At 54.8% G+C, this 14,584-nt stretch carries 17 protein-coding genes; 4 read left to right on the top strand and 13 right to left on the bottom strand.

The features are described 5' to 3' along the window. Positions 1-102: 102 nt before the first annotated feature. Positions 103-792 carry a DUF3047 domain-containing protein gene (locus B3007_RS01855; RefSeq protein WP_068437634.1) on the top strand — a complete coding sequence of 230 codons (690 nt, stop codon included), beginning with the start codon at positions 103-105 and terminating at the stop codon, positions 790-792. Here the strand turns inward: B3007_RS01855 and B3007_RS01850 are convergent. From B3007_RS01850 to gshB, 13 genes are all read right to left on the bottom strand, one after another. Beyond that, complete coding sequence (locus B3007_RS01850; protein WP_301376664.1) at positions 740-1,447, bottom strand: HAD family hydrolase; 708 nt, start codon at positions 1,445-1,447, stop codon at positions 740-742. The genes B3007_RS01855 and B3007_RS01850 overlap by 53 nt on opposite strands. 2 nt (positions 1,448-1,449) lie before the next feature. Then, the gene (locus B3007_RS01845; protein WP_068442994.1) at positions 1,450-2,121 is read right to left on the bottom strand and encodes a DUF484 family protein; all 672 of its coding nucleotides are present in this window, start codon (positions 2,119-2,121) and stop codon (positions 1,450-1,452) included. A gap of 20 nt (positions 2,122-2,141) precedes the next feature. Then, positions 2,142-2,972 (bottom strand): diaminopimelate epimerase, encoded by an 831-nt coding sequence (gene dapF / locus B3007_RS01840; RefSeq protein ID WP_301376663.1) that lies wholly within the window; start codon positions 2,970-2,972, stop codon positions 2,142-2,144. 26 nt (positions 2,973-2,998) lie between these two features. Beyond that, positions 2,999-4,249, bottom strand: coding sequence for a diaminopimelate decarboxylase (gene lysA, locus B3007_RS01835; protein ID WP_068442988.1), 1,251 nt, complete (start codon positions 4,247-4,249; stop codon positions 2,999-3,001). A gap of 4 nt (positions 4,250-4,253) precedes the next feature. After that, entirely contained in the window at positions 4,254-4,367 is a 114-nt protein-coding gene (lptM, locus tag B3007_RS01830; RefSeq protein ID WP_414716211.1) for an LPS translocon maturation chaperone LptM, read from the bottom strand. Positions 4,368-4,418: 51 nt separating this feature from the next. Then, complete coding sequence (locus tag B3007_RS01825) at positions 4,419-7,199, bottom strand: class I adenylate cyclase (RefSeq protein ID WP_301376662.1); 2,781 nt, start codon at positions 7,197-7,199, stop codon at positions 4,419-4,421. A gap of 78 nt (positions 7,200-7,277) precedes the next feature. Next, on the bottom strand, positions 7,278-8,543 hold the full coding sequence (locus tag B3007_RS01820) for a dihydroorotase (RefSeq protein ID WP_301376661.1): 1,266 nt from the start codon (positions 8,541-8,543) through the stop codon (positions 7,278-7,280). Next, complete coding sequence (locus tag B3007_RS01815; protein WP_297531734.1) at positions 8,543-9,532, bottom strand: aspartate carbamoyltransferase catalytic subunit; 990 nt, start codon at positions 9,530-9,532, stop codon at positions 8,543-8,545. The genes B3007_RS01820 and B3007_RS01815 overlap by 1 nt, the downstream gene beginning before the upstream one ends. Before the next feature lie 13 nt (positions 9,533-9,545). Beyond that, entirely contained in the window at positions 9,546-10,040 is a 495-nt protein-coding gene (gene pyrR, locus B3007_RS01810; RefSeq protein WP_301376690.1) for a bifunctional pyr operon transcriptional regulator/uracil phosphoribosyltransferase PyrR, read from the bottom strand. Beyond that, a complete protein-coding gene (gene ruvX, locus B3007_RS01805) occupies positions 10,040-10,498 on the bottom strand; it encodes a Holliday junction resolvase RuvX (protein WP_068442969.1) in 459 nt (152 codons plus the stop codon). The genes pyrR and ruvX overlap by 1 nt, the downstream gene beginning before the upstream one ends. Then, positions 10,491-11,048 carry a YqgE/AlgH family protein gene (locus tag B3007_RS01800; RefSeq protein ID WP_068442966.1) on the bottom strand — a complete coding sequence of 186 codons (558 nt, stop codon included), beginning with the start codon at positions 11,046-11,048 and terminating at the stop codon, positions 10,491-10,493. Before B3007_RS01800 ends, ruvX begins: the two co-directional genes overlap by 8 nt. After that, positions 11,048-11,926 carry an energy transducer TonB gene (locus tag B3007_RS01795; RefSeq protein WP_068442963.1) on the bottom strand — a complete coding sequence of 293 codons (879 nt, stop codon included), beginning with the start codon at positions 11,924-11,926 and terminating at the stop codon, positions 11,048-11,050. The genes B3007_RS01800 and B3007_RS01795 overlap by 1 nt, the downstream gene beginning before the upstream one ends. Before the next feature lie 47 nt (positions 11,927-11,973). Then, complete coding sequence (gene gshB, locus B3007_RS01790; RefSeq protein WP_301376660.1) at positions 11,974-12,939, bottom strand: glutathione synthase; 966 nt, start codon at positions 12,937-12,939, stop codon at positions 11,974-11,976. Between the two features lie 335 nt (positions 12,940-13,274). On the opposite strand from gshB, the gene pilG reads away from it, so the two are divergent. The 3 genes from pilG to B3007_RS01775 are packed head-to-tail and all read left to right on the top strand — an operon-like array spanning position 13,275 to position 14,575. Beyond that, positions 13,275-13,655 (top strand): twitching motility response regulator PilG, encoded by a 381-nt coding sequence (gene pilG, locus B3007_RS01785; RefSeq protein WP_068442958.1) that lies wholly within the window; start codon positions 13,275-13,277, stop codon positions 13,653-13,655. A 16-nt stretch (positions 13,656-13,671) separates the two neighbouring features. After that, a complete protein-coding gene (gene pilH, locus B3007_RS01780; RefSeq protein WP_068442955.1) occupies positions 13,672-14,046 on the top strand; it encodes a twitching motility response regulator PilH in 375 nt (124 codons plus the stop codon). 4 nt (positions 14,047-14,050) lie between these two features. Next, complete coding sequence (locus tag B3007_RS01775) at positions 14,051-14,575, top strand: chemotaxis protein CheW (RefSeq protein WP_301376659.1); 525 nt, start codon at positions 14,051-14,053, stop codon at positions 14,573-14,575. The last annotated feature ends 9 nt before the right edge of the window (positions 14,576-14,584 follow it).

The raw sequence follows: 14,584 nt of genomic DNA, 5'->3' as shown, positions 1-14,584 counted from the left end.
CATGCCAGTCGCATAGAACGGATAATTCTTTTTATGTGACTGGTCGTTTTCTGAGCAAGTGCTAAAATAGTCAGGCAAGTTGATTCGCAAGGATGCAGAAACATGACCAGCCATTCCAGAAAATACCGCCGCCGTTTACACGCCTTACCCGCTGCACTGGCCCTGTTCGTATTCGCCGCTCTGTGGCTATACAGCAACACCACGTCTGCTGATGTACTGCTTTCCGCAAAATCCATCGACGATTGGAACAAAGACTGCCGCCATTGCTCTATCGAGCCTCACTATGACGTTATTAAGGGCGAAATCGTACGTCTGGAAAGCCGGATGGGGCGTGCTCTGTTAAGTCGCCCGTTTGTCAGTGAAGGGGCGAGGCCTCAGCTAAGCTGGCAGTGGTCACTGGATCAGTTTGATGAAGAAACAAGTGCGGCGCTGATGCGCGTGACAGTGGACTTCTCAAGCACAGAAGCCGATCAGACCTATCGCCTGCATTATGTGTGGAACCCGGCGGAGCGCACGACACATCGTGAAATAATCGAAGAGAATGAATTCGTCTGGGTAGTCAGCGGTGCTCAGCAAGCGCCACGTCGCTGGTATTCTGTCGTGCGTGACCTGAAGCAGGATTTCGGCAGGTTGGCTGAGGATGTACCTGAGGATATTTCCGTCACCCGTATTGAAGCGGGCATAGGCGAGCCGGATGGGCGCAAGGTCCGCAGTGGTGGTTACATCAGCGAACTGACGGTCAACTACCTTCCAGAGCCTTTATCGCTTGAACCAGTTGCGACCAGTGACTGAATTTTCCATCGGGCTGACAATCCGCCAACGGCCAGTCAGCCTGCTTATTATTAAACCAGAGAGTTTTCATGCCTACGGCCTGAGCTGCCGCGACGTCCTGCTCCGGGTGATCACCAATGTGCAGTGCCTGTTGAGACTCAACGCCTGCGTGCTGAAGTGCAGCCTCGAACATATCCGGTGATGGTTTGGCTTCGTAGTCATCGGCTTTCAGGTGACGATCAAAGAGATGGGTATGCCCTGCGATATCCAGATCAGCATTGCCGTTCGTCAGAGCAATCAGAGGGTAGGACGCCTTCAGCTCTGTCATTACTTCAGCAACACTTTCAAACAGTATTAAGTCGGTGCTGCGCGCCTGATAGAAGGCTGCAAAGGCATCCTGTGCCATGCGTCGGGCGCTATCAGAGTCGTGGCCAGACTGCAGGAAGATACGGCGCAGTAATTGAAAACGAAATTCGGACACTTTGCCCGTCAGCTCAGGGTAGGCTGCCGCCAGATCTTTCTTGTAGGCGTGAAATTTTTCCGGTGGATAAAATTCAGCTGTCACTGGAGAGTGCTTGCTGATCCAGTCGAACATTGCGCGTTCTGCTGCGATCAGCGCATCGGTCGGATCCCAGAGTGTGTGATCCAGGTCGAAGGTGATGAGCCCTAAGGTCATGTTCAGCTGACCGGAATCTGCGGTAGTCGCAGCGCCAGTACGTCGGCAATGAAGTCGAGGAACAGGGTGTCCACCGAGCTACGATAGTAACCTGGATCTTCACTGGCTACTGTCAGTATGCCGAGGTTGTCTTTGCCGCGGATATGAGCCGCTGCAACAGAGCGGCAGGCGGATTCATCGACGCCCAGGAGTTGGGCAATGTCGGCCTCGGGCAGTTGTCCGCAGATGGCTCTGTGGCCTTTAAACAGGCGGTGCACTGAGCGTTGTACTTCACTGCTGTGAATCGCAATCAACGGTGGCTCAAGCTGACGCTCGGTAAAGTGCAGCATGGCCCAGGCATCGACCGAAAAATCTTTACGCAGAGAGTCATCCAGAGCAGCCTGAACGTCTACCCAGGTCGTGGCCTCTACCAGCGCCAGTACCAGCCGTTTGCTCTTTTCGAACAGCTGGTCGTTACGGCGGGCGTTTTCAAGCAGGTCAGACAGGCGCTGTCTCAGTTCAACGTTGCGTTCACGGTGCACGGCAAGCTGACGTTCAACAAGGCTGGTGGCCGGACCGCTATTGTGTGGAATCCGCATACCTGCGAGCAGGTCGTCCTTCCCGATAAAGAAGTCGGGATGATCTTCCATATATGCGATTACGTCGGCTTCGGTCAGTCGCGGGGTCTGGCTCATGTCTGTCTGTTCCTTAGAGGTCAGAGGTTTACTTTACCTTCGAACACCCGTTCAGCCGGGCCTGTCATTTTCACTGCGCCTTCGCCGTCCCAGTCGATGAACAGGTCACCGCCCGGCAGGCTGACTTTGACGCCCTGATTCAACCAGCCGCGAAGCTGGCCTGAAACTACCGCGGCGCAGGCACCGGTACCACACGCCAGGGTTTCACCTGAGCCGCGTTCGAACACCCGCAGGCGAATATGATGTGGATTCACAATTTGCATAAAACCGACATTGACGCGGTTCGGGAATTCCCTGCAGGACTCCACCGCCGGGCCCCAGGTTTCGACCGGAGCAGTATCGATGTCGTCGACGCGGATCACCGCATGTGGGTTCCCCATAGAGACTGCCCCCAGGTTGATAATACCGACGTCAGGCACATCAATGGTGTACTCGGTAGCAAAACCATCGGCAATAAACGGGATTTTCTCCGGGATCAGCTCAGGTTTGCCCATATCGACCATGACCTGTCGGTCGTCGGTCAGGTGCAGTTCCATGATACCGCTGGCTGTCTCAACACGAATGTCACGTTTGCCTGTCAGGTTCTGGTCGTAGACGAAACGGGCAAAACAACGTGCACCGTTGCCACAGTTTTCAACTTCACTGCCGTCGGCATTGAAAATCCGGTATTGGAAATCGACATCCGGACGGGTTGGCTTTTCAACGACCAGCAGTTGGTCGAAGCCGATACCAAAGTTACGGTCCGACAGTTCGGCAACACGCTCCGGGCGAATGTTCGCACTCTGCGTAATCAGATCAACGACAACGAAGTCGTTACCGATACCATGCATCTTGCTGAATTTAAGCCACATATACTGTCTCTTTATCCGGGCTGATATTAATCGGGTAAGCAGCTTTCGCCAGCAAACAATGACGCGACGGTTTCGCGTTCACGGACGACAAACGCCTTATCGCCGTCGACCATAATCTCAGCGGCACGGCCACGGCTGTTGTAGTTTGATGCCATGACAAACCCGTAAGCACCTGCCGACATTACCGCGAGCAGGTCTCCGGCAGCAATTTTCAATGGACGATCTTTGCCCAGAAAATCTCCGGTTTCGCAGACAGGGCCGACGAGGTCGTAGGTGCGCTCTGGCTCAGCGGAAGTCTCGGATACCGGAACAATGGCCTGCCATGCGCTGTAGAGGGCAGGACGGATCAGGTCGTTCATTGCGCCGTCGATGATGGCGAAGTTCTTGTGCTCATTGAGCTTCAGGAACTCGACCTGAGTCAGGAAGACCCCGGCGTTCGCGGCAATAGAACGGCCCGGCTCAAAAATCAGTTTGAAGGTGCGATCGCCCAGACGCTCTTTTACCGCGGCAATGTACTCTGCCGGAGTAGCAGGCTGTTCATCCTGATAACGCACGCCGAGACCACCACCAAGGTCGAGGTGTTCGATGGTGATGCCACGCCCGCTGAGTTCGTCGACCAGTGCAAGAACGCGGTCGAGTGCATCAAGGAAGGGATCAATTTCAGTGAGCTGGCTGCCGATATGGCAATCGACGCCCTTTACGTCCAGGCCCGGGAGGCCTGCGGCTTTTTCGTAAATGCGTACGGCGTCGTTAATATCGATACCGAACTTGTTGTCTTTCAGGCCGGTAGAAATGTATGGGTGAGTCTGTGCATCAACATCAGGATTCACACGCAGGGATACCGGTGCTGTTTTTCCCAGTTCTGATGCTACGGCGCTCAGGCGCTCAAGCTCGGCTTCAGACTCAACGTTAAAACAGTGAACGCCCACTTCGAGCGCACGCTGCATTTCATGGGCTTGTTTGCCAACACCGGAGAAAACCACTTTCGAAGGATCACCGCCAGCCGCGATAACGCGCTCCAGTTCACCGATGCTGACGATATCAAAACCAGCGCCCAGTCGTGCCAGTGTGTTCAGAACCCCCAGATTAGAGTTTGTTTTGACCGCGAAGCATACCAGATGAGGCCACTCACCCAGAGCATCAGTATAGGCAAGGTAGGCTTGTTCGAAGGCACTGCGCGAGTAGACGTACAGAGGCGTGCCGTGTTCTTTGGCGAGTGCGGCCAGAGAGACGTTTTCGGCATGCAGGCTGCCGTTCTGGTATGAAAATGCTGACATGGGCTTACTGCTCTTGTTCTTGTTCGGAGTCTGGAAGATAGAGCGGACCTTTCTGACCACAGGCACTGATGCCAATTGCGAACAGCAACATCAGAGACACACAGGCGATGGTTTTCAGGTTCATGGCTACCTCCCACATAATGCCACGCATTATACGGGCAATGGTGTGCTATGTCTGCGCCTGAGCGCGTCCTTTGCGGGCCGGGGAATAGGTGGCGGATGATGGATGGTTTAACAGGTGCTCCAGCCGTTGTCTGAATTGCAGATGGCGGGTCAGGTGACGGTTGTCATCGATAGTGATATCGCTTAACCAGACAGGTTGGGCGTGGTCGTGGGCACGTGCAGCAATAATCGCTTGCCGTGCCTCCTGCAATAACTGAGTGCCTGACGTGGCTTGTGACAGCGTGACGCCATTGACGGATATTTCCAGAGCCGATTTTGTGTGCGATTTAGCGCTGACTTCAATGGTTGCAGGCTCACGGGCTTCCACGGGGATACGGCGACGTTCCGCACTGAAAGACAGGGTTTCGCCATCGAGCAGCAGTTCGCTCAGGTGCAGGGGCCAGCGCTCTTGTTGCAACTCATCAGCCCAGCGTTGATTCAGTCGGCGGATGAACCTCAGTAAAGGCACCAGGGTCGAACGAATATCCGAGCCACTTTGCTCCTGATAATGCAATGATCCGTACTGGTCCATCACATAAAGAAAAACTTTACCTTTCTGGCGCCAGTACCAGACGTGCCATTGGTCGCCTTCGCCCTGTTCCAGGATCAGGCGCAGAGGGCTGCTGGGCAAAGCATGACGGTCGAGGTGCCAGCGCCGGAAGCGTGGCCGGGGACGGGCGAGGAGCTTTATCAGCGCTTTGAGATTCTCAGCGTGGTGACTGACGACCTCTCTGCGACGGTATTCAATGAGATGAAAGCTGTCTCCTGTCTGCAGCAGATAAGGCGCAGGTTTAGTCTGTGACAGGTGATCAATCAGGTCGCTGAGTAATTGCTCGAGGCGTTTCTGAATCGCCACCGATCGAACCTGGCAATGACAGTGAATACGCCATTCTGGCCAGGCTTGGGTATCAGCTTTACTGCGGAAATTGAGTACCTGCAGCATCGCCTCGTGTACGGTATCAGCGCCAGAGTAGTAACTGACCTGCCATTCTCCCCAGCTGGTGATGGTGAGAAGCTCGACCGACTGAACCAGGTTCTCGCGACTCGAGCTGAAGCCCAGAGCATCGTCACGATTGCTTATTTTCTGCATGCCTCGCCGTGACAGTGACTGCTGCGGATTAACGCCCGGATTGACGAACAAATGCCAGCGCAGAGGCGTCTGGTCACTGGTGAAGTCGATGCTCTTTTTGCCCGGCAGGGGGATCTCCATGATGTCCTGCAGCAGAGATCTGAGCTCATATTGCGTCACTGGGTTATGCGCCGGATACAGTGCAACATGGGAGTGACTGGTGAGCATGCCGTTGCGCCGGGCAAATACCAGGGCCTCTATGATTGAAGGCGTCTGCATCAGTACCGCGCTGTCGTCTCCCGGACGCCAGCTGCCGGGTATCAGTTGCCAGATGCCTTCTTTGAGGTTGAGGGTGAGCTTTTCCTCTTCCATGTCGCTGCGGATTTTAGGGTTGATGTCGATGATCTTCCCTGGCTCGGCCCTGAACGCAGCAAACAGTTGATTGCCGAGTACCCTGAGGTCGCGTTCTTTAATGTGCAGGGATTGAGCGTGTTCCTGCGAGAAGGTCGCGAGCGCCCGATAGCTGTTCAGCATCTGTGTTACCAGTGCATTGCGCTCGTTCATCACTTTACGGGCGGGCCAGCTTTGGCGACTGTCCAGCTCGTCCAGATAAGTGTAGGTCCACCCCCATTCTTTGATCTGCTCTTCAAGCGCTTTCACCCGGCGCTGTTGGCGCTGGTTACCGAGGAGTCGCGTCAATTGAACGCCTGATTTGAAGTAGAAAGCCCTGCGCATGAGGTCACGCAGGTCGCCTTCATCTTCTCCGAGGTGGGATTCAAGCCGACGTAGCATAAGAAGGTAGGGGTCGGTATTTAAGAGGTCAGCGTTCCCCTCCTGAACCTGTTTGCGGAAATCCCAGGCTAGGGGGCGGATATCAGGGTATGCCGAAGCATATTCCCGGTTGAGCAGGAGTTTCAGCAGTGACTTATATGGGTTGGTGAGTCCTTTGTTGAGCTGCCATAGTCCGGCGCCAACGAACTCACCGGCGGGTATGGTTGGCAGGCTGCCGACATCCAGCCAGTCGGCGACATCGATGAGATGGTTTTCTGTGAGTTTCGTCCAGTAGCTGTCGGCTTGATACTCCAGTGCTTCAGGCGTTAACCACCAGCGCGGGGTTTTTCCTGCGAGCCACAGGGCGCTGCGGTAGAATTCATCCAACAATAGCAGGTGTTGGCTGCTGCCGCAGTCCTCGCCATCGGCCGACTGGCTCTGACCGTCGCGGAAGTCTTTAAGGTTCATCAGAAAGAAGTGGACTTCCGTGCCTTGTGAGTCGGCCCACTTTTCAATGCGTGTGCACTTTTCCTGAAGAGCGCTGACCTGATGATCTGTCATCAATTCGTCGTGGCATAACCACACATCAAGGTCGCTGTTGCGGCTCTGGGCAACACTGCCAAGGCTACCCATGAGGAAGACGCCTTCAATGCAGCGTTGCCCCGGGTCTCTGGGGATCTGAGCACCACGGGCAAACTGGTGCAATGCTGAATGGTGCTCAAGTGTCGGAGTGTACCCTGTGATTCCGCACGGAGTGTGAGGCGCGACATAGCCGGGTAAGCGGGAACCGTTGCAGTGCAACAGAAGCGGCAGAACATCCAGCACGGCCTGCTGTCGGGGAGAGAGTTGTTCTCGCGCGGACGCCAGCTTCTGAGCGTTGAGGTCGAGAAAGTTCTGACGCCAGCGATTCAGAGTGCTCTGGTCCGGAATAGAGTTGGCCGGGTTCATCACTTACTGCACAAATTGGGTGTGTGTTTCAGTATAGATGGCCCGGCGTTTTTCGCCGTTTTACCGTTTCTGTCAGAATCAGCTGATCCGGCAGCCCTCCAGAAACACCTGTGCGACTTTACCCGAGACAGTTCGGTTCAGCAGTGGGTGGTTGTGGCCCCCGGAGGCAATTTCTGACGCTGTAAGTGTGTACTCGCCTCGCGGGTCGTACAGGACGGCATTAAAATCCGCTCCTTCCGTCAGGGATTGTGACAGCCCGAGAACATTGGCCGGTGTTAGCGACAGAGCGCGCACGAGCTGTTCGACTGTTAGCTCTTCACGGCTGACAAGCGTCATGGCTTGTGGCAGGAAAGCGTCGTATTGACTCATGCCCGGCTCAGCATCTGAAAATGGCGCTTTTTTAGCGGCAATTTCATGAGGACTATGGTTTGAGCTGATGGCCAGTTCACCACGCGCTACGGCCTGCACCAATGCCTCACGGTCACGTTCACTGCGTAACGGCGGCTGTACGTTGTAAAGACTGTCATAGCCGGTGACCGCTTCGTGGGTGTAGAGCAAATTGGCCAGCGGCGTGTCTGCGGTAACGCGTAAACCGTTTTCCAGCGCCTGCTGCAGCATACTGACACTGCGGCGGCAGGTAATCTGGCTGATATGAGCGCGTACGCCGGTCTGCTCTACCAGGAGAAGAATCTGCGCGAGGGCGATGGTTTCTGCCGTTTCTGGTATCCCCGGCAGGCCCATACGGGTCGCCACAGGGCCTTCATGCATGCAACCGCCACCGGACAGGCTGAGATCATTGGCATTCAGGAACAGGGGAATATCGTACGTTGCTGCGTATTCCATCAGGCGGCGCAGCACGTAACTGTTTTTGACCGGGCGGCGGGCGTTACTCATGGCAACCGCGCCAGCTTCTGACAATGTGTATATGCTGGCCAGTTGCTCGCCGGCAAGATCCTGTGTCATAGCGCCCAGTGGCAGTACGCGACTGAAACCGGCTTTGCTGGCTTTTTCCAGAATCAGTTTGACCACCGCGGAGGTGTCCGCGACGGGTTTAGTATCCGGCAAGCTGCAGATATGAGTGAAGCCACCGCGGGCGGCCGCTTCTGTTTCGCTGGCAATGCTGCCTTTCTGGTTGTAACCAGGTTCTGGTATGTGACCGCCAAGATCAATCAGACCGGGCATTAACCACTGACCCGTGGCATCGATCGTGTGTTCAATTTCACCGGCATCGGGTCTACGACCAAGTGTCGCAATGCGGCCATCAGCGACAAAGACATCGGTGATCTCATCTGTCTGGGTCTGAGGATTGATTACCCGCGCATTCGCAATATGCAGATATCTCATCAGGCAGGCTCCTCACTGTTCACGGGTGTTTGCTGGCCACTCATGGCCATCGCCATCACGGCCATACGAACGGCAATGCCGTAGCTGACCTGATTCAGGATGACGGACTGGTTGCCGTCGGCGACGGCGGATTCAATTTCAACACCGCGGTTGATCGGGCCCGGGTGCATGACGATGGCATCCGGCTTGGCAAATGCCAGTTTTTCTTTCGTCAGGCCGTAGAGTTTGAAAAACTCACCTTCTGATGGCAGGAGTGCGTTCTGCATACGTTCTTTCTGCAAGCGCAGCATGATCACAACGTCGCAGTCGGCAAGGCCGGCTCTCATGTCGTAATAAGGAACAGCGCCCATGCTTTCGATATCCGACGGCAGAAGTGTTCCCGGACCAATGACCCTGACCTCTGCAGCCCCTAATGTGCGCAGCGCATGAATCTGCGAGCGGGCAACCCGGGAGTGCAGAATATCACCGACGATGGCGACGATTTTGCCCTCGATATCGCCTTTGTGGCGGCGGATGGTGAGCATATCAAGCATGGCCTGAGTCGGGTGCGCGTGGCGGCCGTCACCGGCATTGATAATGGCGACGTTCGGCGTTACCTGTTCGGCAATAAAATGCGCAGCCCCTGAGTCGGAGTGACGAACGACGAACATGTCGCTGTACATAGCCTCGAGGTTCCAGAGGGTGTCCATCAAGGTTTCACCCTTAGAAGTCGCCGAGCGTGCGATATCCAGATTAAGGATATCGGCGGACAGACGTTTTGCTGCCAGTTCAAACGTTGAACGGGTCCGGGTACTGTTTTCGAAAAACAGATTCACCACGGTTTTACCGCGCAGCAATGGAACGGTTTTTACGGCACGTTCCTGCGTACTGATAAAGGAATCGGCGGTATCCAGTATTTCTGTGAGTAGCTCGCGGCTCAGGCCTTCGGTCGTCAGAAAGTGCTTCAGGCGTCCGTCTTCGGTGAGCTGGACTGTGTTGGGATCAGTCATGTGGTGTTCCTGTTCAGGCCAGAGTCAGAACTAAGGGGCGCGGGCCGGTCAGCTTGACCAGCTGGCCATCGTTTAATGCCAGAGTTGCTCCGCAGAGATCTGGCTGAATCGGTAATTCGCGTCGGCCAATATCCAGCAGGCATACCAGGGTAATACTGGCTGGGCGGCCATAATCAAAAAGCTCATTCATGGCTGCGCGTATGGTGCGGCCGCTCATAATGACGTCGTCGATGAGGATAATGTGTCGGTCTTCAATCGAATCCGGCAGCTCTGACCCCTGAACTTTCGGGTGCAGGCCGTGGCGGGTGAAGTCATCACGGTAGAAGCTGATATCGAGCGAGGCGACATCGTCGGTACATTTCAGCGTGTCGTTGAGTCGCTCGGCTACCCAGACACCACCTGTTCGGATGCCAACCAGTAACGGGTCATCGAGTTGGCGTTCGGTTATTAGCTCAGTGAGCTGCTCTGCAAGGTCCTGAGTGATTTGTTCTATATCCGGCAGATTCATCATTGCTCTCCTGCTTTCGGGTGTTCTGACATCCAGCTTTCCAGAATCAGGCAGGCAGCGAGACCGTCTACCGAGTAATCACCGAAGTTCTGGTGTCCGGATTCTTCGATGACCATACCTTTTGCTTCGTAACTGGTCAGGCGCTCGTCCTGAGTGTACGAAGGACGATGGAAACGTCCTTCCAGACGACGGGAAAATTTTGCCGCTCTTCGACTCATTTCTGAAGGGGTGCCGTCCATATTCAGTGGCAGGCCAGTGACAAAGGCGTCAGGTTGCCACTCATTAATGATGCGTTCCAGTGCGTCCCAGTCGGGCACTCCGTCTTTCGCTTTGATGGGTTCGAGCGCATTGGCACTGTCGGTCAGGCGCTGGCCGATGGCGATGCCGATGCGGCGCGTGCCGAAATCGAACCCCATGACGGAAGTAATGCGATCAGGAATCTGAGGAGAATCAGGCATGGCCCGACTCGTCACTGAGAAATTCGGCGCTGACGCCCAGCTTGCTGAGTGCGACGTCGTATAAGTCGCGCTGATCGAGACGGAACAGGAGGTCGGGGGTGGCTTCCAGGGTGAGCCAGGCATTCTCACGCAATTCTTCGTCTAACTGACCGGCACTCCATCCAGCATAACCAAGGCCAAGACTATAATTCTGCGGGCCCGTGCCTTGAGCAATCGCGCGCAGAATATCCTGCGACGAGGTCAGGTGCGTTCGTTCCGTGATGTTCATGGTAGCGCCCCAGTCACCGGTTTCTTCGTGCAGGATGAATCCTTGCTCCGGACTGACTGGTCCGCCCTGAAGAATGGTGGGTGCAATATGGCTGCGGCGATCAATGTCCAGCTGTTCACAGATGTCACTGAACTCAATGCTGGAGGGTTTGTTGAGCACAAGGCCCATGGCGCCGTCGGCGTTGTGTTCGCACAGGTAGGTCACCGTGCCACCAAACCAGGAGCCATCAAGCCCCGGCATGGCTATTAACAGGTGATTGCGGAGGCTGTTCAGTTCAAGCATCAGTTTGACCCCGACAGGTAACGATCGCCGGTGAACTGCCAGGTACGGATGATTTCCAGTCGATCCATCTCGCGCCGCATTTCGTTGGTGAAGGGGGCGAACGGAGCCGCAAGTCGCACAATGCGAGTGGCGGCCTCATCGAGCACTCTGCGGCCCGAAGACTCCAGCACTGCAAGCTCGTGAATACTGCCATCAGGATTGATGGATACCAAAATCCGCAAGCGGCAATTGTCGTAGCAGTTTTCAGCTTCCCGAGGGTAGTTGATTGCCCCCATTCGCTCGATTTTCTGACGCCACAGGTTTACGTAGTAAGCGTCAGCGGCTTTCATAGTCGAAGCTGCGGTCAAACGGTGAACCCGTGGCATACGTGCATAGAGCTGTCGCTCGGTATCCAGTTTTGCCTGCAGGCTGGCAATTTCCAGGCTGCGCTCCAGCAGAGTTTGCTGAGGGCCCTCAGGAATATCGGGTGTCGGGGCTTGCGGATCTTCTATCTGCTGCTGTTGCTTGGTGGGACTGCGTGTTGTTGATACCACCTGAGTGTGCTGGCTGTCCTGAGTGCGCGGTGCTGTTGGCATCTGCTCTTCACGAACATTTTCGCGGATATCGTTGGCGTGGAAATCGGCCTCGACATCCGTGGTCTGCATCTCAGCTTCGTCCAGGGTGCCGCTGCCCTGCTGATTTTCCTGGGCCAGAAAGTCGGCATCCTCTGGGGCTTCTTCACTGCGGTAGCCCGCGAGTGTTACGTCCAGCGTGGAGCTGAAAGCCGGACTTTCTTCGGCACTGAAGCTGATGCCCAGTACAAGCATGGCATGCACCATGAGCGCGACAAATATCGCGAACATCATGCGGTCGTTGCTTGATACGGTCTGGGCACTCATGGTCTGTCAGGGTCTCCGTCTTTGTGCGCGCAAGTCTGCTCTCACCTTCAGGAATTGTCCACACTGGAACGGCGGATTTCCAGTAGTGTATCGATCAGTTGTCCGGCGACGTCGATGCCGCTGTCGCGCGAAATTTCGCGAACACAGGTGGGGCTGGTGACGTTAATTTCTGTTAAGCAGCTACCAATGACGTCGAGGCCAACAAAATATAAGCCGCGTTTTTTAAGCTCTGGGCCAATGATGCTGGCAATGCGACGATCATCCTCCGAGAGCTCCTGTGTCACACCGCGGCCACCGGCAGCCAGATTGCCACGGGTTTCACCTTGGGCAGGAATACGGGCGAGGCTGTAGGGAACCGGCTCGCCGTTAATCATCAGGATGCGCTTGTCTCCTGAGGTGATTTCAGGGATGAATTTCTGCGCCATAATCTGTTGGGTGCCGTGAGCGGTCAGCGTTTCAATAATTACGCTAACGTTGGGGTCATCTTTTTTCAGGCGGAAAATAGAAGAGCCGCCCATGCCATCGAGAGGCTTGAATATGACGTCTTCATGTTCTTTGTGGAATGCTTTAAGCAGGTCTGCGCGGCGCGCAACAATAGTTGGCGACATCAACTCAGGGAAGGCTGTCGCAAATACTTTCTCGTTGCAGTCCCGCAGGCTCTGAGGGCGGTTGGCGACTAATACGCCTTCTTCTTCTGCGCGCTCCAGAATATAGGTACTGTAGATGAACTCGCTATCAAAGGGCGGGTCTTTGCGCATGATAATGATGTCGAGCTCGGCCAGTGGGCGATCCTCGAACTCGCCAAGGTCGGCCCACTGCTCTGGATTCATTGCTACCTTCAACGATGCCATACGACCGTAGGAACGGCCTTTCTGTATGGAGAGGTCAGCCTGCTCCATATACCAGAGTTCGCAGCCGCGCTCCTGTGCTGCATTTAGTAACGCAAGTGAAGTGTCTTTCTTGAAGTGGATCTCCTGAATGGGATCCATGATTACGCCAAGTCTGATAGTCATTGCGTCTCCGCTGCGTGGTCAGCCGCCATTCTGGCGGGAATAATTAATCGTCCGATTGTAACGTATCCTATTTGGCTTTTTCAGCGTTTTGTCTGACCTTTGTCAGCGACAGTCTGTTGCATCAGGCAGGGTTCCCGGTATGCTCTCTAGCCTGTCCGGGCGGAGTGTGATACAAAAGCGAAGCGTCCCGGTGGCCCCGGGGAAACGACTGATTTTCTGTATTCTTTCTATAGGACAGTCGGGGGCTCTTGCCGGTCTGAGGGTTGAGTCACAGAACTCTCTGGCCAATCAGAGTAAAACAACAACAGATAATTGGATGGTGAAAGGCCTGTCGTATGGACGATAATTTTCAAGATGTAAAGGTCATGGTGATTGACGACAGTAAGACGATTCGTCGTACTGCCGAAACCCTGCTTAAGAAAGTTGGTTGTGAAGTGATCACTGCCACAGACGGTTTCGATGCCCTGGCTAAAATCGCCGATACCGACCCGGATATTATTTTCGTCGATATCATGATGCCGCGCCTGGACGGATATCAGACCTGTGCCCTGATTAAAAATAATTCCAAGTTTAAGTCTACCCCGGTCATCATGTTGTCGAGCAAAGACGGCCTGTTTGATAAAGCCAAAGGTCGCATCGTCGGGTCTGATGAATACCTGACCAAACCATTCAGTAAAGAAGAGCTGCTCGGTTCTATCCGTCAGCACGCGAAATAAGTAAGGGGTAAGTAGCATGGCACGCATTCTTGTGGTGGATGACTCACCAACGGAAACCGAGGCTTTCCGGGCGGTGCTCGAGAAAAACGGCCACGAAGTGTTGAATGCAGAAAACGGAGCTGATGGTGTCGCTGTTGCTCGTCAGGAGCTTCCGGATCTCGTTTTGATGGATATTGTCATGCCTGGCCTGAACGGCTTTCAGGCAACTCGTCAATTAACCAGAAGCCCTGAAACCAAGAATATTCCTGTTGTGATTGTGACTACCAAAGATCAGGAAACTGATCGGGTCTGGGGGAAACGTCAGGGGGCTTCAGGTTATCTGGTTAAGCCCGTTTCTGAAAGCCGCCTGCTATCAGAGATCAACGCTTTGATCGGCTCAGAAGAAGGCTGAAGCCATGACACCATTTGCTCTGCTCACCGAGATGGAAAATCGCAGCCGACGCTTCGCGTCGCCACTGCCACAGCAGGTTGAAACCGTTTCGACCTGGCGCGGAATCGGATTTCTGCTGGGTAACGAGCAATACGTCGCCAACATGGCCGACGTAGTGGAAATTCTGCAGATGCCAAAAGTAACCCGGGTGCCCGGTGTGAAAAACTGGGTGCTTGGTATTGCCAACGTCCGTGGGCGCATGGTGTCTGTAATGGATCTTAATGGCCTGCTCGGTCAGCCATCACGTGGTAACTGGCGTAGTCAGCGCGTGCTGGTGATTGAGCAGGATGAATACCTTACCGGCCTGCTCGTAGATGCAGTGCTTGGTATGCAGAGTTTTCCGGTAGACCGGGAGGTACCTGTCCCTCAGGTGCCTGAAGCGCTCGCACCCTTTGTTGCGAAAGCTTTTGAACGCGATGGCAGGAATTGGCCAGTCATGGAATTTGGTGAGCTGTTGAGGTCACCTGAGTTTATGAATATCGCCGTATAAACACGGAAC

The organism is Thalassolituus sp. UBA675 (genome assembly GCF_002297765.1).
Classification (GTDB): domain Bacteria; phylum Pseudomonadota; class Gammaproteobacteria; order Pseudomonadales; family Oceanobacteraceae; genus Thalassolituus.
Note: the sequence above shows the minus strand (reverse complement) of the source record. Positions and strands in the feature narration are given on the sequence as shown.

What these genes read in the sequence shown, in the direction of transcription:
- B3007_RS01855 (WP_068437634.1), top strand. Translation starts at nt 103, where the DNA reads ATGACCAGCCATTCCAGAAAATACCGCCGCCGTTTACACGCCTTACCC.
- B3007_RS01850 (WP_301376664.1), bottom strand. Translation starts at nt 1,447, where the DNA reads ATGACCTTAGGGCTCATCACCTTCGACCTGGATCACACACTCTGGGAT.
- B3007_RS01845 (WP_068442994.1), bottom strand. Translation starts at nt 2,121, where the DNA reads ATGAGCCAGACCCCGCGACTGACCGAAGCCGACGTAATCGCATATATG.
- dapF (WP_301376663.1), bottom strand. Translation starts at nt 2,972, where the DNA reads ATGTGGCTTAAATTCAGCAAGATGCATGGTATCGGTAACGACTTCGTT.
- lysA (WP_068442988.1), bottom strand. Translation starts at nt 4,249, where the DNA reads ATGTCAGCATTTTCATACCAGAACGGCAGCCTGCATGCCGAAAACGTC.
- B3007_RS01825 (WP_301376662.1), bottom strand. Translation starts at nt 7,199, where the DNA reads ATGAACCCGGCCAACTCTATTCCGGACCAGAGCACTCTGAATCGCTGG.
- B3007_RS01820 (WP_301376661.1), bottom strand. Translation starts at nt 8,543, where the DNA reads ATGAGATATCTGCATATTGCGAATGCGCGGGTAATCAATCCTCAGACC.
- B3007_RS01815 (WP_297531734.1), bottom strand. Translation starts at nt 9,532, where the DNA reads ATGACTGATCCCAACACAGTCCAGCTCACCGAAGACGGACGCCTGAAG.
- pyrR (WP_301376690.1), bottom strand. Translation starts at nt 10,040, where the DNA reads ATGAATCTGCCGGATATAGAACAAATCACTCAGGACCTTGCAGAGCAG.
- ruvX (WP_068442969.1), bottom strand. Translation starts at nt 10,498, where the DNA reads ATGCCTGATTCTCCTCAGATTCCTGATCGCATTACTTCCGTCATGGGG.
- B3007_RS01800 (WP_068442966.1), bottom strand. Translation starts at nt 11,048, where the DNA reads ATGCTTGAACTGAACAGCCTCCGCAATCACCTGTTAATAGCCATGCCG.
- B3007_RS01795 (WP_068442963.1), bottom strand. Translation starts at nt 11,926, where the DNA reads ATGAGTGCCCAGACCGTATCAAGCAACGACCGCATGATGTTCGCGATA.
- gshB (WP_301376660.1), bottom strand. Translation starts at nt 12,939, where the DNA reads ATGACTATCAGACTTGGCGTAATCATGGATCCCATTCAGGAGATCCAC.
- pilG (WP_068442958.1), top strand. Translation starts at nt 13,275, where the DNA reads ATGGACGATAATTTTCAAGATGTAAAGGTCATGGTGATTGACGACAGT.
- pilH (WP_068442955.1), top strand. Translation starts at nt 13,672, where the DNA reads ATGGCACGCATTCTTGTGGTGGATGACTCACCAACGGAAACCGAGGCT.
- B3007_RS01775 (WP_301376659.1), top strand. Translation starts at nt 14,051, where the DNA reads ATGACACCATTTGCTCTGCTCACCGAGATGGAAAATCGCAGCCGACGC.